This window comes from Allobosea sp. CRIB-10 (assembly GCF_900112185.1).
Lineage (GTDB): Bacteria > Pseudomonadota > Alphaproteobacteria > Rhizobiales > Beijerinckiaceae > Allobosea.
Genome location: NZ_FOKP01000005.1, coordinates 91,854 through 116,841, shown reverse-complemented (window position 1 = coordinate 116,841; position 24,988 = coordinate 91,854). Strand labels below are relative to the sequence as shown.

Sequence of the window (24,988 nt, the reverse complement as noted above, 5' to 3'; positions counted from 1 at the left end):
TGGATCAGAGGCGATCGACCGATCGCGGTTCCACCACTTCGATCACCGGAGCGGCGCTGACGCAAGTCCTAGCGATGGCGAGAAAAGCCTTGAGGTGAGCCTGCTGCATGTGCCGGTCGACGTCGGCGCGCTTCTCCCAGCTCTCGACGCTGACGAAATGGCCGGGGTCGATGAGATTTTCACAGATGTCGTAGCCGAGGCAGCCCTGCTCGCGTCGTGTTGCCGCAATGCAATCGCGCGCCGCCGCGATGAAGCGTTCGCGCTCGGCGGGAAGAACCCTGGCACGGGCGATAACGAGGACGGGATCGGACATGCCGGACGGGTCTCCACAGCTGCAGGCCGATCCGATACGCGGGAGACGCGTCTCTGGATGCAGCACGGAATCGATTAGCCGCATAAATACTTCTGGCTCGCTCGACGCCGGCGCTGTTAGATCGACAGGCCAATAATCAGGGGAATCTCATGCTCAGAATTTCAGCACGGCGCGCCCGCAATTTCGGCAGCGCGTTGGCCGGCCTCTGCCTCGCTGCGGCGCTTCCGCTGGCCGCCCAGGCGCAGACGACGCTGGAGCGGATCAAGCAGCGCGGCCATCTCATCTGCGGCACCAGCCAGGGTGTCGCCGGCTTCTCGCTGCCGGATGCGCAGGGACAATGGCGCGGCTTCGACACCGATCTGTGCCGGGCGCTGGCCGCGGCGATCTTCAACGATCAGGAGAAGGCGAAGTACATCTCGCTGGCCTCGAAGGACCGGCTGACGGTGCTGCAGAGCGGCGAGATCGACGTATTGTCGCGCACCACGACCTGGACGCTCGGCCGCGACGCCGGCTTCGGCCTCAACTTCACCGCTATCAACTATTTCGACGGCCAGGGCTTCCTGGTGCGCAAGAGCACGGGCGTGAAGGAGCTCAAGGCGCTCAACGGCGCCTCGATCTGCGTCGCGCAGGGCACCACGACCGAGCTGAACCTCGCCGATTATTTCCGCAACAACGGCATGAAATACGAGGTCATCGCCTATGCCGGCCTCGACGAGACGATCCAGGCCTATGAGGCCGGGCGCTGCGACGCCTACACCACCGATTTATCGCAGCTGGCGGCGAACCGGATGAAGCTCAAGGCTCCGGCCGAGCACGACCTGCTGCCCGAGATGATCTCGAAGGAGCCGCTCGGCCCCTGGGTCCGTCAGGGCGACGATGGCTGGTTCGATATCGTGCGCTGGACCGTCTACGCCATGCTGAACGCCGAGGAATTCGGCATCACGCAGGCCAATGTCGAGGAGATGGTGAAATCGGCTAATCCCGAGATCAAGCGCCTGCTCGGCGCCGAGGGCAAGTTCGGCGAGAGCCTCGGCCTGACCAACGACTGGGTGGTGCGGATCGTCAAGGCGGTGGGCAATTACGGCGAGAGCTTCGACCGGCATCTCGGCGCCAAGTCGCCGCTCAACCTGCCGCGCGGCATGAACCGGCTGTGGACGCAGGGCGGCCTGCAATACGCCCCGCCGGTGCGGTGATCTCAGGCGCCCAGCAGCACGCCGATTTGACTCGGAATCCCGCGTCATCCTGGACAAGCGGCGAAGCCGCGCAGCTCCGGGATCCATCGTAGGGGGGCCGGAGCCCTACGATGGATCCCGGGACGAGCTTCGCTCGCCCAGATGACGACCGTCGTTTCGTGCGAGCCAGCAAGCGCTAAACCCGCGGCCCCTCAGCGCGGCAGCGCCTTCACCTCGTCGTCGAACTTCTTCAGCAGGCGCGAGCGCTCGGCCGGGCTGCCCCAGCGCAGGGTGTCGTAGTCGATCAGCTTGATCTCCTCGAATTTCGGCGCGTCGGGCGAGAGCTTGGAATTCCTGTTCGAGGGGATCGAGTTGATCTTGAGCTTCGCGTTGATGTCCTGCGCCTCCGGGGAGAGCGTGAAGTCGACGAATTTGCGGGCCGCCTCCGGGTTCTTGCCGCCCTTGATCACCGAGACCGAGCCGGTCTCATAGCCGGTGCCCTCGCAGGGGGCGACGATGCCGATCGGCGCGCCCTGCAGCTTCTGCGTCAGCATGTCGTGCATGAAGGCGATGCCGACCGCCGTCTCGCCGAGCGCCGTCGCCTTGACCGGGGCGATGCCGGACTTGGTGTACTGGCTGATGTTCTTGTGCAGGCTCTTGAGGAATTCGAAGCCCTTCTCCTCGCCGAGGCGCTGGACGGTCGTCGCCAGGAAGACATAGGCCGTGCCCGACGAGCTGGGATCGGCGACCTGAACCTCGTCCTTGAACTTTGGATCGAGCAGATCGGCCCAGCATTTCGGCTCGGCGAGCTTTTTGGCCTTCAGGGTCTCGAGATTGTAGCCGATGCCGAGCGCGCCGAGATAGATGCCCGAGGTACGGAACTTCGACTGCTCGGCATGGCGCCGGGCCCAATCATGCAGCTCGGCCAGCTTCGGCGACTTGTACTCGTCGAGCAGGCCCTCGTCGGCGGCCTGAAGATGCGGCTCGCCCGGCCCGCCCCACCAGACGTCGCCGCGCGGATTGGTCGCCTCAGCCTTGACCTGCGCGTAGACCTCGCCGGTCGACTTGCGCACCATCTGGACCTTGATGCCGGTTGCCTTTTCGAAGATCGAGGCGCCCTCGCGGCACTGCTCCTCCAGGATCGAGCAGTAGACGGTAACCTGGCCTTGCGCCGCAGCGGGTGTCGCGAGAGCGGCAAAAGCGACACCAACGAGCATGGCGGCGCGAGAAAAACGAAGCAAGGTAACCTCCCTGGACGGCCGATTTTATTAGCCGACACAGGAAAGGAGGTGCTTCCGCCTGTCAACCTTACACGCCGAGCCGCCGCTCCGCTGCGGCTTTCCGCATGCGGCCGAGACACAGCCCTCATCCTGAGGAGCCGCGTAGCGGCGTCTCGAAGGATGCTCCAGAGCGCACTGGAACATCCTTCGAGACGCAGCCTCCGGCTGCTCCTCAGGATGAGGGCCGAGGGGTGGGGACTCCGCTCAGAACAGGAAATAACGCTGCGCCAGCGGCAGCTCCTTGGCGGGCTCGCAGACCAAGAGCTCGCCGTCCGCCACCACCGCATAGGTCTCCGGATCGATCTGGATGTCCGGCGTCGCGTCGTTGTGGATCATGCTCTTCTTGGAGATGCCGCCGCGGGTGTTCTCGACCGCGACCATCTCCTTGTCGGTGCCGAGCCGGCCCTTGAGGCCGTTCGCCATGGCGGCCTGCGAAACGAAGACCAGGGAGGTCGCCGTCACCGCCTTGCCGAAGGCGCCGAACATCGGCCGGTAATGCACCGGCTGCGGCGTCGGGATCGAGGCGTTGGGATCGCCCATCGGCGCAGCGGCGATCGAGCCGCCCTTGACGACGAGATCGGGTTTGGCGCCGAAGAAGGCCGGCGACCAGACGACGAGATCGGCGAGCTTGCCGACCTCGACCGAGCCGATATGGCGGGAAATGCCGTGCGCGATCGCCGGGTTGATCGTGTATTTCGCGACATAGCGCTTGGCGCGGAAATTGTCGGCTCCGGTGCCGGCATCCTGCGGCAGCGGGCCGCGCTGGACCTTCATCTTGTGGGCGGTCTGCCAGGTCCGGGTGATCACCTCGCCGATGCGGCCCATGGCTTGGCTGTCGGAGGACATCATCGAGAGCGCGCCGAGATCGTGCAGGATGTCCTCGGCGGCGATCGTCTCCTTGCGGATGCGGCTTTCGGCGAAGGCGAGATCCTCCGGGATCGACGGCGACAGATGATGGCAGACCATCAGCATGTCCAGATGCTCGTCGAGCGTGTTGACCGTGAACGGCCGGGTGGGATTGGTCGAGGACGGCAGCACGTTGGGCAGCCCGGCGACCTTCATGATATCGGGCGCATGGCCGCCGCCCGCCCCTTCGGTATGGAAGGCGTGGATGGTGCGGCCCTTGAAGGCGGCGACCGTGTCCTCGACGAAACCCGACTCGTTCAGCGTGTCGGTGTGGATCATCACCTGGATGTCGTATTCGTCGGCAACCGAGAGGCAATTGTCGATCGCGCCCGGCGTCGTGCCCCAGTCCTCGTGCAGCTTGAGCGCGCAGGCGCCGGCCTCGATCATCTCGGTGAGCGCGCCGGGCAGCGCGGCATTGCCCTTGCCGGCGAAGGCGAGGTTCATCGGGAAGGCGTCGGCCGCCCTGATCATCTGGCCGAGATGCCAGGGGCCGGGCGTGCAGGTCGTCGCCAGCGTGCCATGGGCCGGGCCGGTGCCGCCGCCGAGCATGGTGGTCAGCCCGCTCATCAGCGCATCCTCGATCTGCTGCGGGCAGATATAATGGATATGGCTGTCGAAGCCGCCGGCGGTGACGATCTTGCCCTCACCGGCGATGACCTCGGTGCCAGGGCCGACGATGATCGTCTCCTCGGGGGCGAAATTGCCAAAGCCCGCCTGGATGTCGGGATTGCCGGCCTTGCCGATGGCGCAGATGCGGCCGGCCCGGATACCGATATCCGCCTTGACGATGCCCCAGTGGTCGAGGATCAGCGCATTGGTGATGACGGTGTCGACCGCGCCGTCGGCGTTCCTGACCTGGCTCTGGCCCATGCCGTCGCGAATGACCTTGCCGCCGCCGAACTTCACCTCCTCGCCATAGGTGGTGAAGTCCTTCTCCACCTTGATGACGAGCTCGGTGTCGCCGAGGCGGACCGTGTCGCCGGTGGTCGGGCCGAACATCGCGGCGTAGGCATTGCGCGGAAAGGCGAAGGGCATGGGCTATCCTCGTCAACCGGCTCCAGGGGCCGGACTTTCGTCAATACTCTTGGCAGCCGCGGCAGCGGCCTGATCGAACAGCAGGTCTAGAGCGCCGTTGAGGCCGCGGCAGCCGGCGGCGACATCGGTCGCGTACTGCAGCCAGTCACGACGACGCGTCGTATCCCATCCAGCCGGCGGGTCCTCGGCCAGCTCGCGCAGGCCGCTGATCTTGTCGGCGAGCCGCAGCAGGCGGGCCGCCTCGCTCTTCTCGCCGATTGTCTCGATCTGCATGCGGTGCCGCTCCGCCTCCGGCAGACTCTTGTCGTCGCTGACTTCGGCGACGAGCGATGCAACTCGCGGGCCGAAGACGCTCTCGATCTCGTCACTGGTGATTTTCGTCTTCTCGACGGCGTCATGCAGCCAGGCGGCCGCGACGAGCTCGGCATCGGGCTCCTCCAGTGCCTTGGCGAGGAGATCGGCGACCTCGGCGAGATGCAGGATGAAGGCAGGGCTGCTTTCGCCCTTGCGCGTCTGGCCGGCGTGGACGCGTGCGGCAAAGCCGGCCGCATGCGTCACCAGCGCGACCTGGTCGCGCAGGACACGATCATACTCACGCATCGGAGCGCCCTCCCGAAGGCTCGCTTCCCTCAGCCCCTGTGTCTGCCGCAACCGCCGCCTTCTTCTTCGCTGCCGGCTTCTTGCGCCGCTTCAGCTTTTGACGGGGTAGCTGCGCCTCCTGCAGCATTTCGAGCTGGACCTGCTGGATCTCGGCGAGGCGCTGCCATTGCCGGGTGATCAGATGGTCGATCTTCTCGTGCAGGTGCCGGACCTCGAGCTCGGCCTTGAGGTTGACCTGGTAGTCGTTGAAGGAGCGCAGCCGGTCCTTCGCCTCCTGCCGTTTCTGGCTCATCATGATGATCGGCGCCTGGATCGCGGCGATGCAGGACAGGACGAGATTGAGCAGGATGAAGGGGTAGGGGTCGAAGGCGCTCGCCGCCATCGCGATGTTGAGCGCCATCCAGCCGAACAGCACCACGCCGAAGCTGATCAGGAAGGCCCAGGAGCCGCCGAAGCTGGCGAGCCCGTCGGAGAGGCGCTCGCCGAGGGTGCGATGTTCCTCGAAATCGTCCTCGACATTCTCGGCGATGGTCTCCTGCCGGGCGATGCTTTCTGCGACCTCGCGGTCGAGATCGGTGTATTCGCCGTGCTCCTCGCGCAGGATCTCCTCGACATAGCGGGTGCGGTAGCGCGCCAGCTCCTTGAGGCTGATCAGGCTGTGATCGTCGAGATCGGGAAAGTCGCGCCTGATGTGCTCGACGAGCGAGGGCCGCAGCGTGCCCAGCGCAATCAGGCTCTTGCGGCTGAGCTCTGCGCCGCTGATGGCGCAGACGCCGCGCTTGGCTTTGCCGGTTTCGAGCGTCGGGAGAGACGGGAGAACAGCGTCGTCTTGCATCGCGGCCTGGCCTGAGGATGGTTCGAGCATGCCAGCTGTCAACGGCGGGCGGAAGCCGGCGACACTGCGCTCACGACGCTGAAGCGGAATCTCGTCGCAAATGCGATCTCTGGGCTCGCTTCAGAGCTTGCCCATGATCTCCTGGCGGAAGCCATAGACCTCGCGCTTGCCGGCGAGCGCGACCAGCCTGACCTCCCGGGTCTGGCCGGGCTCGAAGCGCACGGCAGTGCCGGCGGGGATATCGAGCCGGAAGCCGCGTGCCCTCTCGCGCTCGAAGGCGAGCGCCGGGTTGGCCTCGAAGAAATGATAGTGCGAGCCGACCTGGATCGGCCTGTCGCCGGTGTTGGAGACGGTGAGCGCCAGGCTCTCGCGGCCTTCGTTGAGGATGAGATCGCCCGGCAGCGTCGTGACCTCGCCCGGCTTCAGCCTGCCCTTGGAGCCGCGGATCGGCTCATGGACGGTGACGAGCTTGGTGCCATCAGGAAAGGTCGCCTCGACCTGGACGTCGTGAAGCATCTCGGCGATGCCGTCCATGACCTGATCGGCGGCGAGGACGTGGGCGCCGGCCTCCATCAATTCGGCGACGGATTTGCCGTCGCGCGCGCCCTCGACCACGAAGTCGGTGATCAGCGCGACGGCTTCGGGATGGTTGAGCTTGACGCCGCGCTCAAGTCTTCGCCTCGCCACCATGGCAGCCATGGCGATGATCAGCTTGTCCTTCTCGCGCGGCGTCAGATTCATGCCTTGACCTTCTCATCCTCGTCTTCGGCGGTTTCGTCTTCATCGTCCTCCGCGACTTCGGCGTCCTCGTCCTCGTCCGCCTCGTCGTCGGTCTCGTCCTCATCCTCGTCTTCGTCGTCGAGGGTGGCGTACTCGTAGGCGAAGACGATCTCGCCGGTCGCAGGGTCGAAGCTGCTCGAGGTCGACTCGTCGAAAGCCTCGATCAGCATCTCGGCATCCTCGGGGCCGTCGACATCGAAGCGGCGCACGGCTTCCTCGCCCTCGCCCTTGAGCGCGAGCTCGATCGCCCAGCCGCGAGAGCCGGTATCATAGACGCATTTCAGTCCCTGGATCGCCAGCATGACGCTCTCCTCAGATTGACCAGGTGCGCGGCAGCGCACGGCCCATCAGATGCCCGAGCAGCATGACGAGGGCGCGACGCAGCGCCTGCGCGTCGGGGGAGAGAAGGCGGACCAGAAGAAAGCCGTCGAGCGTGCCGGCACCGGCCTCGACCTCGGCGAAGGCCGGATCGTCAGCGAGCAAGGCGCGGATTTCGGTGAGCTTTTCCGGCCGGCCGGGATCGATCGCGAAGACGGTCGCGACGGCGCGTGCGCCCTGCCCGACCGCCTTGCGACCCAAGGTCGCGTCGATGGCGCCATCGAGCCTGAGATCCTCGGCGAAGATCAGCTTTCCATCGCGGCGGATACGCCAACGGTCGTGCAGATGGCCGCGCGACAGGCTCTCGCCCATGGCGGCGCGACCAAAATAGAGCGTCTCGGCGGCGATGAAGCTGGCATCGGCGGCCAGTTCGACATCGAGGCTGCGCGACAGGCGCGAGCCGGAGAACAGGATCGTCTCCTGCGGCAGCCAGGCGAGCTCGGCGCCGGGGGCGACCTCGACCTTCGTCTCGACCCGCGTCTCGCTGCCCTGGCTGCGGTAGATCTTCTCCGCCGCTTGCGTGGTGACCACCGCCCGCGCGCCCGGATCGAGGGCGATCCGCGTGACGGCGCGGTCGCCACCGGCCATGCCGCCAGCGGTGTTGATCAGCACGGCTTCGCAACGCTCGTCATAGGCGGTCGGGAAGCGGGCGCGGTAGCCGCCGCTCTCGGCGACCTCCAGCCGCATCGTGCGCGCGCCGACCTGACCAAAGCGCAGGCGCACGCCGCCATCGGCGCGGACGTAGTCCGGCAACAGCGGTTCGGGTGATTGCGGCAACGCGGGCGCGAACATGGGTAAGGTCGGTCGGCAACGATCAACGCAGTGTTCCGCGCCGTCCTTTGCCGGACAAGAGGCCGCAGGATGGGCATTGCCCAAATAATCGGCAGATCGCTACGTTATGGATGCGCCGCCAGGAAGCGCTCGACCTCGTCGCGTGTCGGTGTGCCGTCGCGGCCGCCGAAGCGGGTGCATTTGATCGCGGCCACGGCCGAGGCGAAACGCACCGCCTCACGCTCGCCCTGCCCCTCGGCCAGCGCCAGCGCGAAGGCGCCGTGCCAGACATCGCCGGCGCCGAGCGTATCGACCGCCTCGATCGGGAAAGCCGGCAGATGGGCGATACCGCCCTTCTCCATGAAGAGCACGCCGCGCGGCCCGAGCGTCACCGCGAGCCAATTTTCGGCATGGCGCGCCAGCGTTTCCAGCGCCGCCCGCGGCTCCTGCCCGCCTGAGATCTCGCTCAGCGCCTTCTCACTGAAGGCGACATGGCTGGCGGTCGCGACCATCTCAGGATGAGTGGGCTGACGGTCGCCGTCGATCACGCCGGGCACGCCGGCCTTGCGGGCGAGCTTAAGCGCCGCGAGCGAACCCTCGCCCCAGCGTGTATCGACCAGCACGCCATCGCAACCATCAGGCAGTGCCTCAGGCAGCCAATCGGTCGTCAGCGGCGTTTTCGGGTCGGTATAGGAGACGACCATGCGCTCGCCTTGCGCGTCGATCAGGATCGAGGAGACCGGCGAGCGCAGGCCGGGAAAGCGCGGCGAGAGCGATGTGTCGACGCCGTCCTGCTGCAACTGTGCGACGATGGTGTCGCCGACGGCATCGTCGCCCAGCCGCGTCGCCAGCCAGGCCTTGCCGCCGAGCCGGCCGATCGCGGCCGAGCCGCTGCCGGCGCAGCCGCCGCCGGTGACGACGAGGTCGCGCGCCCGGTCCTTCTCGCCGGGATTGGGCACGCGCTCGACGCTGTAGACATAGTCGAGCGTCGCGATACCCAAACAGAAGACACCGGCCATACGACTTACGCTCCGAACCTGAATTCGCTGATCTGACGATAGACCTCGCCGGGGCGCAGCACAGTCGAGGGGACATGCGGGAGATTGGGCGAGTCCGGCACATGCTGCGGCTCGAGCGCGATGCCTGCGCAGGCGCCATAGCGGACGCCGTCGAGGCCAGCGACCGGCGTATCCAGCTTGAAGCCGTCATAAACCTGCAAGCCCGGCTCGGTCGTCCAGACCTCCATGGCGAGACCCGAGCGGCGCGAGCGCAAGGTCGCGGCATGGGCGAGTTCGAGCCCAGTCGCCGCCGCCGGCTCGCGGCGGTCTCGCCGGAGCAGATAGTTATGATCGTACCAGAAGCGCGAGCCGTCCGGGTTCGTGAAACGGACCGGCCGGGCTTTGCGGAAATCGAACGGCGTGCCCGCCACGGAGGCGACCGAGCCGTCCGGGATCAGGTCGGCATCGACCGGCGTGATAAGGTTGGCGCGGACCTCGAACTCATGGTCGAGGATGTCCGGGGCATCGTCGAGACGGAAATAGGAGTGATGCGCCAGATTGACGATGGTCGGCGCGTCGGCGGTGGCTGTGAGCTCGATCCGCAAGGTCGCGGCGCCGACGACGCTGTAGCGGCAGATGACATTCAGCGCGCCGGGATAGCCGGCATCGCCGGCGGGCGAGACCAGCGCCAAGGTCGCACTCGCCCCGTCATGATGCACCAGGGTCCAGGGCCGCTTGCCAAAACCCTGGCCGCCGCCATGCAGCGAGTTGCGGCCGTGCTCGTTCAGCGGTGTCTGATATTCGACGCCGTCGAGCACGAAGCGGCCGCCACCGATGCGATTGGCGAAGCGGCCGGCGATCGCGCCCATATGTGGGGAGTGTTTGGGATAATCGGCGAAATCGGCAAAGCCCAGCACGACCCGCTGGCGGCCTCCATTCGGCAGCGGCACGACGAGATCGCGCAGCACCGCCCCCCATTCCATCACCCGCGCCTCGGCGCCGGCAGGCGAACGCAGCACGGCCTCATGGATCGGCGTGCCGTCGTCGAGATGGCCGAAGACAGACCTGTTCATAGCCGGACCAGCCCCGGCAGATTGGGCCTCGCTGCTTCCAGCGGCTCCGCATCAGACCGCGTCAACGCCTCCCCACGCTGGAGCAGTTCGGCGGCCACGGCACGACCGATCGCCTCCTCTTCGGAGCAGCCCAATTCGGCCGCAAGCCTCCGGACAGCCGAGATAACGTCTGGATCATCGACCAGAATCATCGCCGACATCTCCCATCCAATTTGCAGCGCATCGCCATCGGCTCTGCTCCATGCGCCGTCATTCCGGCCGCAGCGAAGCGGAGCGCCGGAATCCATTGTCAAGCACTATACTCTACGATGGATTCCGGAGCTGCGCGGCTTCGCCGCTTGTCCGGAATGACGCGCAGTGAAATGGCCGACCTATTTGCCTCACCACGCCCCGGTGTTCGGCATGCTCGCCCAAGGCTCGGCCGGCGGCTTGGGCTCGCCCTTCTGCAGAATCTCGATCGAGATGTTGTCGGGCGAGCGGACGAAGGCCATGTTGCCGTCGCGCGGGGGCCGGTTGATGGTGATGCCGGCCTTCATCAGCCTGTCGCAGGTCGCGTAGATGTCGTCGACCTCATAGGCGAGATGGCCGAAATTGCGCCCGCCGGTATAGACCTCCGGGTCCCAGTTATAGGTCAGCTCCAGCGTCGGGCGGCCGCGGCTGCCCTGCTCCTTGACGGTGGCGGTATCGTCCGGCGCGGCGAGGAAGACCAGGGTGAAGCGGCCCTTCTCGTTCTCGATCCGGCGGGTTTCGACCAGACCGAACTTGGTCACGTAGAAATCGAGGGCGGCATCGAGGTCGGTGACGCGGACCATGGTGTGGAGATAGCGCACTGTTTTGCTCCCGGGGTTGATCTGGCAGATGGATCGGGCCAAACCGGCGCCAATCCAAGAGGGTTCGCGCGGAGCTGTCATGAGCGGAACGCAGGGTCTCACGCCGAACCCGACGGGGATGGTGTCGCCCGCCGAGGTGGCGCGGGTCAAGCAGAAGGCCGCGACGCTGTCGGTGATCGCCAGCGTCGTGCTGACGCTGGCCAAGTTCGGCGCGGCGATCCTCTCAGGCTCGCTCGCCCTGATGACCGACGCTCTGCAAGGGCTGATCGACATCGGCTCGACCCTATTCACCTGGTTCGCGGTGCGCGCCGCCGACAAGCCGGCCGATGACGAGCACCATTACGGCCACGGCAAGTTCGAGGCGCTGGCGGCGCTGCTGGAGACCGCGATCCTCTTCGGGCTCTCGGGCGCGATCCTGTGGGAAGCGGCCAACCGCCTGTGGAGCGGCAGCGAACCGCATGTCGCGGTGACGCCGCTGGTCATCGGCGTGCTGCTGTTCTCGCTGATGGTCGACGCGACGCGCTGGCGGACGCTGACCATGGTCGCGAAGGAGACCCGCAGCGAGGCGCTCGCGGCCGAGGCGCTGCATTTCGCCACCGATTTCGTCGGCACGGCTCTCGTCCTGCTCGGCCTGATCCTGACGCGGATGGGTGTGCCGATGGCGGACAGCGCGACCGCTCTCGCCCTCGCCGTCTTCATGATCGCCACCGCCGTGAAGCTCGGGCGGCGCACGGTCGATACGCTGATTGACGCGGCGCCGAAGGGTGTCGCCGAGCGCCTGCGCGAAGCCGCACAAGGCGTCGCCGGCGTCGTCAATGTCGAATGGCTGCGTCTGCGGCCGGCCGGCGGCGTGGTGCAGGGCGAGATCGGCATCCAGGTCTCGCGGACCCTGCCGCTCGACCGTGTGACGGCGATCAAGGACGACCTGCTGCGGGCCCTTGTCGCAGTGGAGCCGGATTCCGCGCTGACCGTCACCGCCAACCCGGTCCAGGTCGACGACGAGACGGCGCTGGAGCGCGTGCTGCTGATCGCCTTGAAGATGAAGGTGCCGGTGCACCATGTCAGCGTCCACACGATCGGCGGGCGGCTCGCCGTCTCGCTCGACATGGAGGTCGACGCGCTGCTTCCGCTCGGCGAGGCGCATGAGATCGCGACGCGGCTGGAGAATGCGATCCGGGCCGAGTTCGGTGGCGAGACCGAGGTCGATACCCATATCGAGCCGATGGAGACCGGCCAGCCTTCCGGCCACAACGCCCCCTGGGAGGTGGTCGAGGCGATCGGCAAGGCGATCGCACAGGAGGCGGCCGAGGCCGGCGGCCCGGTCCGCGACATCCACAGCGTCCGCGTGCGCGAGACCCGCAACGGCCTGGTGGTGAACTACCATTGCCGCGCCGATGGCGCGCTCGACGTCGCAGCCGTGCATCGTGCTGTCGACAAGATCGAGCGCAAGGTTCGCGAGGCCCGGCCGGATGTCTGCCGCCTGGTCAGTCATGCCGAGCCGGCGGTCACGACCGACAAGCCCTATGCGCTGCCCTGACGGCTTTCGCCGTCATCTCCGGCCCCATAGATAAGAGCGACCGAAGGAAGCGAACCTGCCATGCGCGCCGAAGACGCCCCGCTGATCCGCCTCGAGGATTATCGCCCCTCCGACTGGCTGATCGACACCGTCGATCTCGACATCGTCCTCGATCCGACGCGGACCAAGGTGCGCTCGCAGCTGCAGTTGCGGCCCAACCCGGCCGGCCATGCCGGCGCGCCGCTGGTGCTCGACGGCGACGAATTGACGCCGGATGCCATCCTGCTCGACGAGGTCCCGCTCGATCCCAGCCTGTACTCCCTCTCGCCGCAGGGGCTGACGATCCCGGCGCCGCCGGCGCGGGTCTTCTCGCTCCGGATCGAGACGACGCTCGATCCCGGCGCCAACACCAAGCTGATGGGCCTCTACCGCTCCAGCGGCGTCTATTGCACGCAATGCGAGGCCGATGGCTTCCGCCGCATCACCTATTTCCTCGACCGTCCGGACGTGATGAGCGTCTACACGGTGCGCCTTGAAGCGGCGAAGGAGCAGGCCCCAGTCCTGCTCTCCAACGGCAACCTTGTTGCAGCTGCCGAACTCCCCGGCGGTGAACGCCATTTCGCCGTCTGGCACGACCCGCACCCGAAGCCGGCCTATCTGTTCGCGCTGGTCGGCGGCAAGCTCGACCATATCCGGCAGCCTTACGTCACGGCCGACGGGCGCAAGGTCGAGCTCGCGGTCTATGTCGAGCCTGGCAAAGCCGGGCGCGCCGGCTGGGCGCTGGACAGCCTCGTGCGCTGCATGCGCTGGGATGAGCGCGTCTTCGGCCGCAACTACGATCTCGACGTGTTCAACGTCGTCGCCGTGTCCGACTTCAACATGGGGGCGATGGAGAACAAGGGCCTTAATATCTTCAACGACAAATACGTGCTGGCCGACCCGTTGACGGCCAGCGACGGCGACTATGCCTCGATCGAGGCGATCATCGCGCATGAGTACTTCCACAACTGGACCGGCAACCGCATCACCTGCCGTGACTGGTTCCAGCTCTGCCTGAAGGAAGGGCTCACGGTCTTCCGCGACCAGGAATTCTCCTCCGACGAGCGCTCGCGCCCGGTGAAGCGTATCGCCGATGTGCGCACCCTGCGCTCGACGCAGTTCTCCGAGGATGCCGGCCCGCTCGCCCATCCGGTCAGGCCGCGCGCCTACAAGGAAATCAACAACTTCTATACGCCGACAGTCTACGAGAAGGGCGCGGAACTGATCCGCATGCTCAAGGTGCTGATCGGCGAGGACGCCTTCTCGCGCGGCATGGATCTCTATTTCGAGCGCTGCGACGGCACGGCCGCGACGATCGAGGAGTTCCTCGACTGCTTCGTCGAGGCCTCCGGCCAGGACCTCGCCCATTTCGCCGGATGGTACGAGCAGGCCGGCACGCCGACCGTGGTCGCCTCCGGCAAATATGATGCGCAAGCGAAGAGCTATACGCTGCAGCTGGCGCAATCGACCCCGGCTACACCGGGCCAACCCGAGAAGAAGCCGGTGGTCATCCCCGTCGCGCTCGGCCTCGTCGGCAAGGGCGGCGACCTGCCGCTCACCAGCATCTCGCCGGCGCTGAAAGCAGGCGGCGTCGTCGTGCTCGACCAGCCCTCGCTCTCCGTGACCTTCACCGACCTGCCGGAGGCGCCGACGCCCTCGCTGCTGCGCGGCTTTTCGGCGCCGGTCCGGCTCGAGCTCGACCTCGGCGACAGCGAGCTCCTCACGCTGTTCAGTGCCGACAGCGATTCCTTCAATCGCTGGCAGGCGCTGCAAACGGTGGCGACGCGGGCGCTCGTGCGCGCCGGCAAGGGCGACGCATCCACGCTGGATGCGACCACGAGGGCGCTCACCGAAGCATTCTCCGGCTTCCTCGCCGGCCCGGCGCTGGCCGACCCTGCCTTCGCCGCGCAGGTGCTGCGGTTGCCCGCCCCGGCCGACATCGCCCGCGAGATCGGGCGCGATGTCGACCCCGACACCGTGCACGGCGCCCATCGCCGGCTCTCTGCCGCGATCGGCGCGGCGCTGAGCGGAGAGCTCACCGGCCTGCGCGACAGCCTCACCGAACGCGGTCCCTACTCACCAGCCGCAGCGCCTGCCGGGCGGCGGGCCTTGCGCAACGAGGCCCTCGGCCTAATCGCGCTAGGGGCTCCGGCCGAAGGCGCGCGGCTTTCGCTGGCGCAATTCATCGAGGCCGACAACCTGACCGACCGGCTGGCGGCATTGGCGGCGATGACGCTGATCCCGGGCGCCGAGCGCGAAGACCTGATCGCGCGCTTCGGCGAGCTCTATGCCCGCGAGCCGCTGGTGCTCGACAAATGGCTGATGGCGCAGGCGCTGATCGCAGAAGACGGTACGCTGGCGCGAGTGAAGGGCTTGATGAACCACCCTGCCTTCTCGCTCGGCAATCCGAACCGGGTGCGCGGCCTGATCGGTGGCTTCGCGGCGAACCTGACGCAGTTCAACCGGGCCGATGGCGAGGGCTACGGCTTCGTCGCCGACATCGTGATCGCGCTAGACCGGACCAACCCGCAGGTCGCCTCGCGCCTGCTCGGCTCGTTCAAGAGCTGGCGCATGCTGGAGGCAGGCCGCCGGGCCAAGGCGGAGGCGGCTCTGCGCATGGTCGCGGCGACGCCCAGCCTGTCGCGCGACGTCGCCGATATCGCAGCCCGATCGCTGGGTTGAACGTACGGCTCAAGAGGGCTTCTGCGCCTGCTTTCGAGGCCTGGATGCCCTCACCAGAATCGGCCGTTAACCGGCTGCTCCGCCAAAGGTTAACGAAGTCCTGCGCGCGCAGGATTCAACCGATTCACCGCTACAACCAACGCGCGCAAAACAGCTGTCAGGACGAAGTTTCCGCTAGACAAAGACACCCCCGCGGATTCAACTGACTGTGATTCGGGGATGCGGCACGTCTCCCGATCTTACTGTCGGTACATCGCTTCCGAAGGGGGACGGGCATGACGCGTGCAAACGCGGCTTGCGCACACGTGCGCGCAAATTCAGTTCTAGGCGTAGCACGATCCCTTACGCATCCGCTCTATCAGCGCTTCGAGCAGCTGGAGCCGGCGTTCAGGAAAGTCATTCCGGCCCTCGTCGTCGGCTTCGTCCTGCTGCTCGCGCTCGGCGCTTACGTGCAAACCTCGGCACTGCGGGACGATGCGCTCGACGATGCAGCAACGGACCTGGAGGCACTCGCAGCGTTGCTCGTGCGCGAGCTCGATCTAGCCTCGAAGGACGACAAGCGTCCCGACAGCGCGCTCGCTCCCCTGACGACCAAGCACATCGCCGGCCGCGGCCGCATCGCCTATGTCAGCGACGCCGGCGGCAAGGTCGTCGCCGGAGAGCCGGCGATCGGCACGGGCGAACGCAGCCTGGTCGACGTACTCGGCCCCGGGCAGGCGCTCACCGTCTTCGCCGACCGTGCCGGCGTGATGCCGATCACCCTTCCGGGTGGGATCGAGGCACTGGCCGCTGTCCGCAATCTCGCCGCTCCCCTCGGCCAGGTCGCGGTGCTCCACCCGGTCAAGCGCGCGCTCTCGACCTGGGACGAGCGTCGGCGCTCGCTTCTCGTCCTGTTCGGCTCGGCGGCGATCGTGCTCGCCGGCATCACCGCGGCCTTCGTCCTGCAATCGCGCCGCGCCCGCGCCGCCGACGAGGACTGCGACTGCGTCCGCGACCGCATCGATACCGCCCTGAGCCGCGGCCATTGCGGACTGTGGGACTGGGACCTCGCCAGGGGCCGGATGTACTGGTCGGATTCGATGTACGCGATGCTCGGCTATGATCGCGCCGGCGAATTCATGTCCTTCGGCGAGGTCAATGCCTTCATCCATCCGGAGGATGCCGACCTCTATGGCCTGGCCGATGCGGTCAGCCGCGGCGAGACTGACCATCTCGACCAGGAATTCCGCGTCCGCAACGCCTCCGGCGAATGGGTCTGGCTCAAGGCGCGGGCCGAGCTGGTCACCGACCGGCGCACCGGCTCGCAGCATCTCGTCGGCATCGTCGTCGACATCTCCGAGCAGCGCCGCATGGCCGCTCGCACCGCCACCGCCGACGCCCGCCTGCGCGACGCAGTCGAGGCGATCTCGGAAGCGTTCGTGCTCTGGGATGCCGAGCAGAGGCTCGTGCTGTGCAACGCCAAGTATCAGCAGTTGCACAAGCTCTCGCCGGAACTGGTCAAGACCGGCACTGCCTACGAGCAGATCATGAGCCACAGCGCCCAGCCGAGCATCGACCGCGAGCCGGTGCGCGCCTCGCGCGCCGCCTCGGGCAGCCACTCCTACGAGGCGAAGCTCTCCGACGGACGCTGGCTGCAGATCAACGGCCGCCGCACCAAGGATGGCGGCTCGGTCTCGGTCGGCACCGACATCACCATGCTGAAGCAGCAGGAGGAGCGCCTGACCCGCTCCGAGCACGAGCTGCTCAAGACCGTAACCGACCTCAAATCCTCGCGCCAGAAGCTCGAAGCGCAGGCGCAGCAGCTCGCCGAGCTCGCCGAGCTCTACCTCGAACAGAAGGCCTCCGCCGAAAGCGCCAACCGCGCCAAGTCGGAATTCCTCGCCAATATGAGCCATGAGCTGCGCACGCCGCTCAACGCCATCCTCGGCTTCTCCGAGATCATGGACGACGGCCTGTTCGGCCCGCTCGGCTCCGAGCGCTATGTCGAATATGTCCGCGACATCCGCTCCAGCGGCGGCTACCTGCTCGCGGTGATCAGCGACATCCTAAACATGGCCCGGATCGAGGCCGGCAAGATCGAACTCGAAAAGACCGATATCGCGCTCGACCTCGTGGTTGGCGAAGCGATCAGCTGCCACCGCGAGGAAATCCAGCGCAAGCGGCTCGCCCTCACCAGCGAGCTCGGCAGCGACATGCGCCTGGAAGCCGATGCGCACGCGCTCTTCCAGATCGTCGGCAACCTCGTCGACAACGCCGTCAAGTTCACCCCGGAAGGCGGCCGGATCGCGGTGCGGGTCAAGCCGGCGCCGGGCGCGCTCAACCTCTATGTCGAGGACAGCGGCATCGGCATCCCGCGCGAGAAGCTCGGCCGAATCGGGCGCCCGTTCGAGCAGGTCGAGGGCGATCTCATCCGCAGCCATGGCGGCTCCGGCCTCGGCCTCGCCATCGCCCGCTCGCTGGCGGAGCTGCATGGCGGCTCGCTCAGGGTCCGCTCGATCATGGGCTCGGGCACGATCGTGATGGTCCACCTGCCGCTGAAGAGCCCGGCCGGGACGGAGCTGGAACGGGCGGCCTGAGGAAAGCGCCCCGCGCTCAGACCTTCTGCGCCGCGCCCAGAATCTGCTTGAACAGGCCGCGCACCATCGCCCGCCGCTCGTCGAGTTCGGCCTTCAACACCTTGGCGTCCGGCAGGCCGACCGCCGTCGCGATCCGGCGCAGGACGCGCTCCGGCACCGCCTTGGCATCGAAGTCCTCCTCCACCGCGAAGCGCTGCCAGAGCTGGACGTCGCCGATGAAGCGCGCCGCTGCCGCCAGCCGCTCCGCCTCACCCGCAGCGATGACGCCCGTGTCGCGCGCCGCGATGAACACGCCGGCCGTGGTGCGAGCGAGGAGTTGCGGGTGGTCGTGGCCATGAGCGAGCACCAGGAACTGGGCCAGGAAATCGAGATCTGTCAGGCCACCGGCGGCGAGCTTCAGATCCCAGGCGTTGCCCTCGCCTTTCTCCTTGGCGATCAGCGCCCGCATCTCGGCGACGGCGGCGGCGACCTTGGCCGGCGCGCGCTTGCGCAGCAGGATCTCGCGGATCGCGGCTTCGACCCTCTCCCGCAAGCCTGCATCGCCGGCGACGACGCGGGCGCGGGTCAGCGCCATCTCCTCCCAGATTTCGGCCTCGCCCTGATGATAGGCGGTGAAGCCGCCGAATTGCGTCGCCGCCGGGCTCTTATTGCCGGCAGGCCGCAAGCGCAGGTCAACCTGATAGAGCGTGCCGCGCCGGGTCGGCACCGTCAGCGCCGCGACCAGTCGCTGGGTGAAGCGGACATGCCAGGTCACCGGATCGAGCGGACGCTTGCCGTCGCTAACCTCGGCGTCCTCCGGACGGTCGTAGAGCAGCATCAGGTCTAGATCGGATGATGGCGTGAGCTCGCCGGCGCCCAACCGGCCCATGCCGAGCACGACGGCTTCCGCCCCGTCCACGAGCCCATGGTCGTCGGCGAAGGCGGCGCGGGTATCGTCGAAGGCGACGCGGATGCTGGCAGCGGCCGCTTGGGCATAGCCTTGCGCCGCCTGCTCGGCATTGATCACGCCGGAGAGCAGCCGGGCACCGACCAGGAAGTTCTCCTGCCGGGCAGCGTCGCGCAGGCGATCGAGCCCGTCTTCGACGCTAGGCGGCGGCGTGCCGACCACGGCGCGCACGCGCTGCGCTACCCGCTCGGCATCATGCCTCGGGGCGCTGAAGGCGGGGTCGATCACCGCGTCGAGCACATGCGGATAGAGCGCCGCGACCTTGGCGAGGCGCGGCGCGCTGCCGAGTATCTCGGCGAAGAGCTGCAGCAGCGCGTCATGCGAGCGCAGCAGGGTCAAAAGCTCGACGGCCGCCGGCATGCGCACGAAGGCGTTGTCGAGATGGGCGAGCGCGCCGTCGGGGTCGGTGGTGCGGCCAAGCGCGACCAGCAGCGCCGGCGTCAGCTCGGTCAGGACCTCGCGGGCACGGGCACTGGTGACGGCGGCGCGGCGGCCGAAATGCCAGCCGCGCACCGTCTCGGCCGCGGTCGCCGGCTGGCGGAAGCCGAGCTTGCCAAGCGTCGCCAGCGTCTCGGGATCGTTCTCGGTGCCGGTGAAGGACAGCGAGCCGGCCTCGCTGGCGAGGCTGGGGGCGTCCTCGAACAACAAGGCGTAGTGGCCCTCAACGCGCCTGGCATGCGCCTCCAGATCCTTACCGAAAGCCTTGGCCGAGGGGTAGCCGCAGAAGCGGGCGAAGGCGTCGAGATCGGCGGCGTCGGTCGGCAGGGTCTGCGTCTGCTCGTCATGGCGCATCTGCAGCCGGTGCTCGATGGTGCGCAGCCAGCAATAGGATTCCGTCAGCTCGTCGCGCGCCTGCGGGCTGATCCAGTTCTCCTTCGTCAGCTCGCCCAGCATCTCGAGCGTGCGCGGCCCGCGCAGCGCCGGGCGCCGCCCGCCGAAGACGAGTTGCTGGGTCTGGACGAAGAACTCGATCTCGCGGATGCCGCCGCGGCCAAGCTTGACGTTGTGGCCGGGCAGGCTGAGCGTCTCGAAGCCCTTCACCGACTGGATCTGGCGCTTCATCGCATGAATGTCGGCGATGGCGGCGAAATCGAAGTACTTGCGCCAGATGAAGGGGGCGAGATCGGCGATGAAGCGGCGGCCGAGTTCGAGATCGCCGGCGACGGGGCGCGCCTTGATCATCGCGGCGCGTTCCCAGTTCTGGCCGACCGTCTCGTAATAGGCGTAGGCCGTCGGTAACGCGACTGCCACATGGGTCGAGCCCGGGTCCGGGCGCAGGCGCAGATCGACGCGGAAGACATAACCGTCCGGCGTGCGCTCCTGGATGATGCGGGCGATCTGCTGGGTGAGCTTGACGAAGAAGCTGGTGGGCTCGCCGACGCCGGCCGCCTCGGCCATCTCCGGATCGAAGAAAACGACGATGTCGATGTCGGAAGAGTAGTTCAGCTCGCCGGCGCCATGCTTGCCGAGCGCGAGCACAACGAGGCCGGAGCCTTTGCCGGGTTCATCGGCGTCAGAAAGCGCGATCCGGCCGAGACTGGCGGCCAGATGCAGCGCGTGCTCGCTCGCGAGCTTCACCGCCATGTCGGCGGTGGCGCTGAGCGCAGCGGTGACCGTCTCGACCGGCCAGACGCCGCCGATATCGGCGAGCGCCAGCAGCAGCGCCATCGCCTGGCGAAAGCGGCGCAATTCGCGCATCAGGTCGGCGGTCGCGGTCTCTGGCGTGGCGAAGGCGGCGATGCCGGCAAGCAGGCCATCGCGGCGCTCGCCCGGATCCATCGTCAGCGAGGCGAGCAAGCTATCCGGATCGCGCCGCATGATCTGGGTGAGGAAGGGCGAATGCGCCAGGATGCCCGCGACCAGTGCGGCCGAAGCCTCATGGCCTTCCAGATGCGCGACGAGCCGTTCGCCGGCCTCGGCATCGAACAGGCGCTCGATCAGCTCTTCGCGCCAGAGCGCCTCGACCTTGCCGCGCGCCGGCAGGACGGGCGCCGCCTTCAGGCATTGGCATAAGGGCTCGCCCACAGTGACCTCCGCGTCGACCGGCTGCGCGAGCCTTAGCGGTTCATCAAGCCGACTGGAACCCTGCCCCGTCCGGCCGCGATGTCGAGCCCGCAGGAGCTTCTGCGGCTGGCCTGTCCACAGGAGGCGCTGCGGGCAGCGACATCACGACGTCGAGCCCAGGCGCATTGTCACCGAGGCGGATCGCACCGCCATGCAGATGCGCGACCGCCGACGCCAGCGCGAGCCCCAGCCCGAAGCCCGGCTTGCTGCGGCTCTGGTCGAGCCGGACGAAGCGTTCCAGCACGCGGCCGCGATCGGCTTCGGGGATGCCGGCGCCGTGATCGGCAACGCCGAGCTCGATACTTTCACCGACGCGCCGCGCCGTCACTACGACCGTCGCCGGCGCACCGCCCTCCGGCTTGCCGTATTTCAGGGCATTGTCGATCAGATTGGCGAGCGCCTGGCCGATCAGCTCGCGATTGCCGGTGAGCGACAGGCCAGGCTCGACCGAGGCCGAGAGGGTTAGCCCCGCCTCCTCCGCCAGCGGCTCGTAGAGCTCGGAGAGGCCGTCGACGATCTCGGCGAGGTCGAGCGGGGCCATGCTGTCGCTGATCTGGCGGGTCTCCAGCCGCGCGATCATCAGCAGCGCGTTGAAGACGCGGATCAGACCGTCGGCCTCGTCGATGGCGCCATCGAGCGCCGCGCGCAATTGCTCCGGCGACTGCGCCGTCCGCAGCGCCTCCTCGGCGCGGTTGCGCAGGCGGGTCAGCGGCGTCTTCAGGTCATGGGCGACATTGTCGGTGACCTGCTGCATGCCGCTCATCAATTCGCCGATGCGGTCGAGCATGGCGTTGAGGTTGCCGGCCAGCCGGTCGAGCTCGTCGCCAGTGCCGGCGATGGCGAGCCGGCCCTTGAGGTCGCCGGCCATGATCGAGCGGGCGGTGTCGTTCATGCCGTCGATACGCTTCAGCACTCGCCGGGCCACGAACCAGCCGGCGAAGCAGCCGAGCACAACGACGAGCAGGACCGACCAGCCTGCCGCGCGCTTGATCACGACGCGCAGGCGCTCACGCTCCTCGACATCGCGACCGACCAGCAGGCGAAAGCCGGCCGGCAGCATGAAGACGCGGACGATGGCGTGGTTGGTCTGGTCAAGCGCTTCGGACGAGCGAGCGTATTCGATCTCGCTCTCGCCCTGGCGGTCGAGCGTGCCCGGCGGCAGCGCCTCGATATTGCCGGCGATGCGCTCGCCCAGCGGCGTGGTGACGAGATAGAGCGAGGCGCCGGGCCCACGCGAGCGCCGCTCGATGACCTGGACCAGCCGCCTGATGCCGCCGAGGCGCTGCTGCTCGGCCAGCCCCTGGATCTCGGCATCGATGGTCGAGCGGATCTGGTCGTCGAGCAGGTTCTTGGCGTTCCAGGCGACATAGCCCAGCACGAAGATGGCGAAGATCGCGAAGACGACGAGATAGATCGCCGTCAGCTTGAAGGCGGTGGTGCGGACGAGATGCGGCAGGAAGCGCAGGCGGCCGGAGGGCTGCGTTGCCTCCCCCGCCCGGCCATCAGCGAGCTGTGTCACGGACCATGTATCCCGCGCCGCGGATGGTGTGGATCATCGGGTGCTCGAAGCCCTTGTCGACCTTGGAGCGCAGACGCGAAACATGGACATCGATGACGTTGGTCTGCGGATCGAAGTGATAGTCCCAGACGTTTTCCAGCAGCATGGTGCGGGTCACGACCTGCCCGGCATGCTTCATCAGATATTCGAGCAGGCGGAACTCGCGCGGCTGCAGCACGATCTCCTCGCCGGCGCGGGTGACGCGGTGCGCCAAGCGGTCGAGCAGGAGATCGCCGACGCGATAGGTCGTCGGCTCGGAGGCCGGCGCGGCGCGGCGGCGCGAGAGCACCTCGACGCGGGCGAGGAGCTCGGAGAAGGCATAGGGCTTGGGCAGGTAGTCGTCGCCACCGGCCCGCAGGCCCTTCACCCGGTCGTCGACCTGGGCGAGCGCCGAGAGGATCAGCGCCGGCACCGTCTCGCCCTGCTCGCGCAGGGAGCGGATCACCGAGAGCCCGTCCATGCGCGGCAGCATGCGGTCGACGACGAGCACGTCGTAGCCGCCTCCCTGAGCCATGGCGTAGCCCTCCAGGCCATCGGGGGCGTGGTCGGCGACATGGCCGGCCTCGCGAAAGGCTTTCACCAGATAGGCCGCCGCTTCGGCGTCGTCTTCAACGATCAGGAGTCGCATGGCGTCACGCTACCTCATCAAAACGAAAAGCGGCAGGCCGGAGGTGACGATCCGACCTGCCGCCGTGACGGCTGGCATTCCCGGCAGGGGGCGACGTGACAGCCGGGAAACACCATCCGCCCGGAACACGCTCTCGCAGATCAACTGACGCTACGCGCGAGAGCGTGTCCCAACCTGGATGGACCCGGGTCAGGCCGCCGGCTGGCGGCCGACCTCGAAGGTCACCTCTCGCTCCTTGCCGTCGCGCCAGATGGTCAGGCTGGTCTTGGTGCCCGGCGCGAAGGTCGCGATCTTCTTCGACAGCTCGCGGGCGTCGGCGATCTTCTCGCCGTTGACGGCGAGGATGGTGTCGCCGCGCTTCAGGCCGGCCTTGGCGGCGGGACCATTGGCCTGCGCCTCGGCGATCAGCGCGCCCTTCGCGTCCTTCAGGCCGATGGCGTCGGCGACCTCGGCCGTGACCGGCTGGATCTGCACGCCGATGAAGCCGCGCGCGACCGAGCCGTGCTCCTTGAGCTGCTCGACGACGCTCTGGACGGTGGCCGCCGGGATCGCGAAGGCGATACCGACATTGCCGCCGGACGGCGAGTAGATCGCGGTGTTGACGCCGACGACCTCGCCCTTCTGGTTGAAGGTCGGACCGCCGGAGTTGCCGCGGTTCACCGCCGCGTCGATCTGCAGGAAGTCGTCATAGGGGCCGGAGCCGATATCGCGGCCCTGCGCCGAGACGATGCCCGCCGTCACGGTGCCGCCGAGGCCGAACGGGTTGCCGACCGCCAGCACCCATTCGCCGATACGGGGCTTGCCCGAGGCGAGCTGGACGAAGGGGTAGTTGCCGGACTCGTTGACCTTGAGCAAAGCGAGGTCGGTGCGCGGATCGGTGCCGATCACCTTGGCCGAGAGCGTCTTGCCGCTGTCGGTGACGAGCTGGACCTCGGCCGCATTGGCGACGACGTGGTTGTTGGTGACGACATAGCCGTCCTGGCTGATGAAGAAGCCCGAGCCCTGCGAGAGCTGGAGGCGCGGCTGCTGCTGCGGCCCGCGCGGGCCCATGCCCTCCTCGCCGAAGCGGCGAAGGAAACGCTCGAGCGGATGGCCGGGAGGCAGGCCCTCGATGCCGGCCGGGCCGCCCTCGTCATTGGCGCTGGCGACGACCTTGGCCTTGACGCGGACGGAGACGACGGCGGGCTTAACCCGGTCGACGACATCGGCGAAGGACGGAAGCTGCGTCTGCTGCAGGCCGGAGAGCTGAACCGCCTGCGCATTGGCGGCGCCGTGGCTGTTCAGGAAATTGTCGGCGAGGCCGGCCATCAGGCCGATGCTCAGCGTCGCGGCGCCGGCGACGATCGCGCCGCGCTTCAGGATCGAGCGGGCGGTGGCCGGCGAGCGGGTCGTGGTCTCGGGGGTGTTGTTCTCTTGGGTGGTCATGGTTCTCACCTCGATGCGGGAGGCAGGGCCTTCCCTGCTTCGTGAGGTGGACCATGGCGGGCGGCGCCTTACCTGGATTTCGCCCGACGATGACAGTTTCGTAAGGTTGGCGCGCCGTCAGCCGCGCTCGTCGCGCAGGAGGTCGTCGAGCCGGCGCTGTTCCTCGGCCGTCAGCGTGGCATCGGCCGGCGCCGCAGCGCGATTGCGACGACGCCAGAGGAAGACCGCACCGAACAGCACGATCAGAAAGGGAGCAGCCCAGAGCGCGATCGTGCGCGCGTTCATCGGCGGGCGCAGCAGGACGAAGTCGCCATAGCGCGCGACGACGAAATCGATCACGGCCTTGTCATTGTCGCCGGCGACGAGCCGTTCGCGCACCAGGATGCGCAGATCCCTGGCGAGTGGTGCGTCGGAATCATCGATCGACTGGTTCTGGCAGACCAGGCAGCGCAGACCCGAAGAGATTTGCCGGGCGCGCTGCTCCAGCGCCTGATCCTTCAACACCTCGTTGGGCTGCACGGCAAGGACCGGCGCCGAGACCGCCAGCGATGCGACGAGAAGGAGCGGAAGGGCGCGCATCACG

20 protein-coding genes and 1 pseudogene are annotated in these 24,988 nt (G+C 67.6%); 4 read left to right on the top strand and 17 right to left on the bottom strand.

What is annotated here, in order from left to right; translation table 11 throughout:
- Positions 1-4: 4 nt before the first annotated feature.
- A complete protein-coding gene (locus BMZ69_RS09105) occupies positions 5-313 on the bottom strand; it encodes a putative quinol monooxygenase (protein WP_175506730.1) in 309 nt (102 codons plus the stop codon).
- Positions 314-462: 149 nt separating this feature from the next.
- Between BMZ69_RS09105 and BMZ69_RS09100 the strand changes: the two genes are divergently transcribed.
- Positions 463-1,506 carry an amino acid ABC transporter substrate-binding protein gene (locus tag BMZ69_RS09100; protein ID WP_092156250.1) on the top strand — a complete coding sequence of 348 codons (1,044 nt, stop codon included), beginning with the start codon at positions 463-465 and terminating at the stop codon, positions 1,504-1,506.
- Positions 1,507-1,697: 191 nt separating this feature from the next.
- Here the strand turns inward: BMZ69_RS09100 and BMZ69_RS09095 are convergent, their stop codons facing one another.
- The 11 genes from BMZ69_RS09095 to BMZ69_RS09050 form a co-directional block, all read right to left on the bottom strand.
- A complete protein-coding gene (locus BMZ69_RS09095) occupies positions 1,698-2,726 on the bottom strand; it encodes an ABC transporter substrate-binding protein (protein ID WP_244543288.1) in 1,029 nt (342 codons plus the stop codon).
- Between the two features lie 243 nt (positions 2,727-2,969).
- Positions 2,970-4,706 (bottom strand): urease subunit alpha, encoded by a 1,737-nt coding sequence (ureC, locus tag BMZ69_RS09090; RefSeq protein ID WP_092156248.1) that lies wholly within the window; start codon positions 4,704-4,706, stop codon positions 2,970-2,972.
- A gap of 12 nt (positions 4,707-4,718) precedes the next feature.
- Positions 4,719-5,306, bottom strand: coding sequence for an HD domain-containing protein (locus BMZ69_RS09085; protein WP_092156247.1), 588 nt, complete (start codon positions 5,304-5,306; stop codon positions 4,719-4,721).
- Entirely contained in the window at positions 5,299-6,141 is an 843-nt protein-coding gene (locus BMZ69_RS09080; protein ID WP_092156246.1) for a DUF1003 domain-containing protein, read from the bottom strand. Before BMZ69_RS09080 ends, BMZ69_RS09085 begins: the two co-directional genes overlap by 8 nt.
- 120 nt (positions 6,142-6,261) lie before the next feature.
- On the bottom strand, positions 6,262-6,882 hold the full coding sequence (locus tag BMZ69_RS09075; protein ID WP_092156245.1) for an urease subunit gamma: 621 nt from the start codon (positions 6,880-6,882) through the stop codon (positions 6,262-6,264).
- The gene (locus tag BMZ69_RS31560) at positions 6,879-7,223 is read right to left on the bottom strand and encodes a hypothetical protein (RefSeq protein ID WP_175506729.1); all 345 of its coding nucleotides are present in this window, start codon (positions 7,221-7,223) and stop codon (positions 6,879-6,881) included. Before BMZ69_RS31560 ends, BMZ69_RS09075 begins: the two co-directional genes overlap by 4 nt.
- Positions 7,224-7,233: 10 nt before the next feature.
- Positions 7,234-8,091, bottom strand: coding sequence for an urease accessory protein UreD (locus BMZ69_RS09070; RefSeq protein ID WP_092156244.1), 858 nt, complete (start codon positions 8,089-8,091; stop codon positions 7,234-7,236).
- 104 nt (positions 8,092-8,195) lie between these two features.
- Positions 8,196-9,089 carry a PfkB family carbohydrate kinase gene (locus tag BMZ69_RS09065; protein WP_092156243.1) on the bottom strand — a complete coding sequence of 298 codons (894 nt, stop codon included), beginning with the start codon at positions 9,087-9,089 and terminating at the stop codon, positions 8,196-8,198.
- A 5-nt stretch (positions 9,090-9,094) separates the two neighbouring features.
- On the bottom strand, positions 9,095-10,141 hold the full coding sequence (locus tag BMZ69_RS09060; protein WP_092156242.1) for an aldose epimerase family protein: 1,047 nt from the start codon (positions 10,139-10,141) through the stop codon (positions 9,095-9,097).
- On the bottom strand, positions 10,138-10,332 hold the full coding sequence (locus BMZ69_RS09055) for a hypothetical protein (RefSeq protein WP_139219009.1): 195 nt from the start codon (positions 10,330-10,332) through the stop codon (positions 10,138-10,140). The genes BMZ69_RS09060 and BMZ69_RS09055 overlap by 4 nt, the downstream gene beginning before the upstream one ends.
- A 189-nt stretch (positions 10,333-10,521) precedes the next feature.
- A complete protein-coding gene (locus BMZ69_RS09050; RefSeq protein WP_092156240.1) occupies positions 10,522-10,971 on the bottom strand; it encodes a VOC family protein in 450 nt (149 codons plus the stop codon).
- 79 nt (positions 10,972-11,050) lie between these two features.
- Here BMZ69_RS09050 and BMZ69_RS09045 point away from each other — a divergent pair, with 79 nt between their 5' ends.
- The 3 genes from BMZ69_RS09045 to BMZ69_RS09035 all read left to right on the top strand — a co-directional run bounded on the left by BMZ69_RS09045 (position 11,051) and on the right by BMZ69_RS09035 (position 17,784).
- Positions 11,051-12,508 carry a cation diffusion facilitator family transporter gene (locus BMZ69_RS09045; protein WP_244543287.1) on the top strand — a complete coding sequence of 486 codons (1,458 nt, stop codon included), beginning with the start codon at positions 11,051-11,053 and terminating at the stop codon, positions 12,506-12,508.
- 60 nt (positions 12,509-12,568) lie between these two features.
- The gene (gene pepN, locus BMZ69_RS09040) at positions 12,569-15,208 is read left to right on the top strand and encodes an aminopeptidase N (protein WP_092156238.1); all 2,640 of its coding nucleotides are present in this window, start codon (positions 12,569-12,571) and stop codon (positions 15,206-15,208) included.
- A 305-nt stretch (positions 15,209-15,513) separates the two neighbouring features.
- On the top strand, positions 15,514-17,784 hold the full coding sequence (locus tag BMZ69_RS09035; protein WP_244543286.1) for a PAS domain-containing sensor histidine kinase: 2,271 nt from the start codon (positions 15,514-15,516) through the stop codon (positions 17,782-17,784).
- A 16-nt stretch (positions 17,785-17,800) separates the two neighbouring features.
- Here the strand turns inward: BMZ69_RS09035 and BMZ69_RS09030 are convergent, their stop codons facing one another.
- The 5 genes and pseudogenes from BMZ69_RS09030 to BMZ69_RS09010 form a co-directional block, all read right to left on the bottom strand.
- Positions 17,801-20,755, bottom strand: a complete 2,955-nt coding sequence (locus BMZ69_RS09030; RefSeq protein ID WP_244543285.1) for a bifunctional [glutamine synthetase] adenylyltransferase/[glutamine synthetase]-adenylyl-L-tyrosine phosphorylase — start codon at positions 20,753-20,755, stop codon at positions 17,801-17,803.
- Between the two features lie 43 nt (positions 20,756-20,798).
- Positions 20,799-22,259: a HAMP domain-containing sensor histidine kinase gene (locus BMZ69_RS09025; protein WP_092156452.1), complete on the bottom strand. Its 1,461-nt coding sequence runs from the start codon at positions 22,257-22,259 to the stop codon at positions 20,799-20,801.
- A 37-nt stretch (positions 22,260-22,296) separates the two neighbouring features.
- Positions 22,297-22,980 carry a response regulator transcription factor gene (locus tag BMZ69_RS09020; protein ID WP_092156236.1) on the bottom strand — a complete coding sequence of 228 codons (684 nt, stop codon included), beginning with the start codon at positions 22,978-22,980 and terminating at the stop codon, positions 22,297-22,299.
- 219 nt (positions 22,981-23,199) lie between these two features.
- Positions 23,200-24,288: pseudogene (locus BMZ69_RS09015) on the bottom strand (trypsin-like peptidase domain-containing protein); the annotation flags it as partial.
- 234 nt (positions 24,289-24,522) lie between these two features.
- Entirely contained in the window at positions 24,523-24,984 is a 462-nt protein-coding gene (locus tag BMZ69_RS09010) for a cytochrome c-type biogenesis protein (protein WP_092156450.1), read from the bottom strand.
- Positions 24,985-24,988 lie beyond the last annotated feature (4 nt).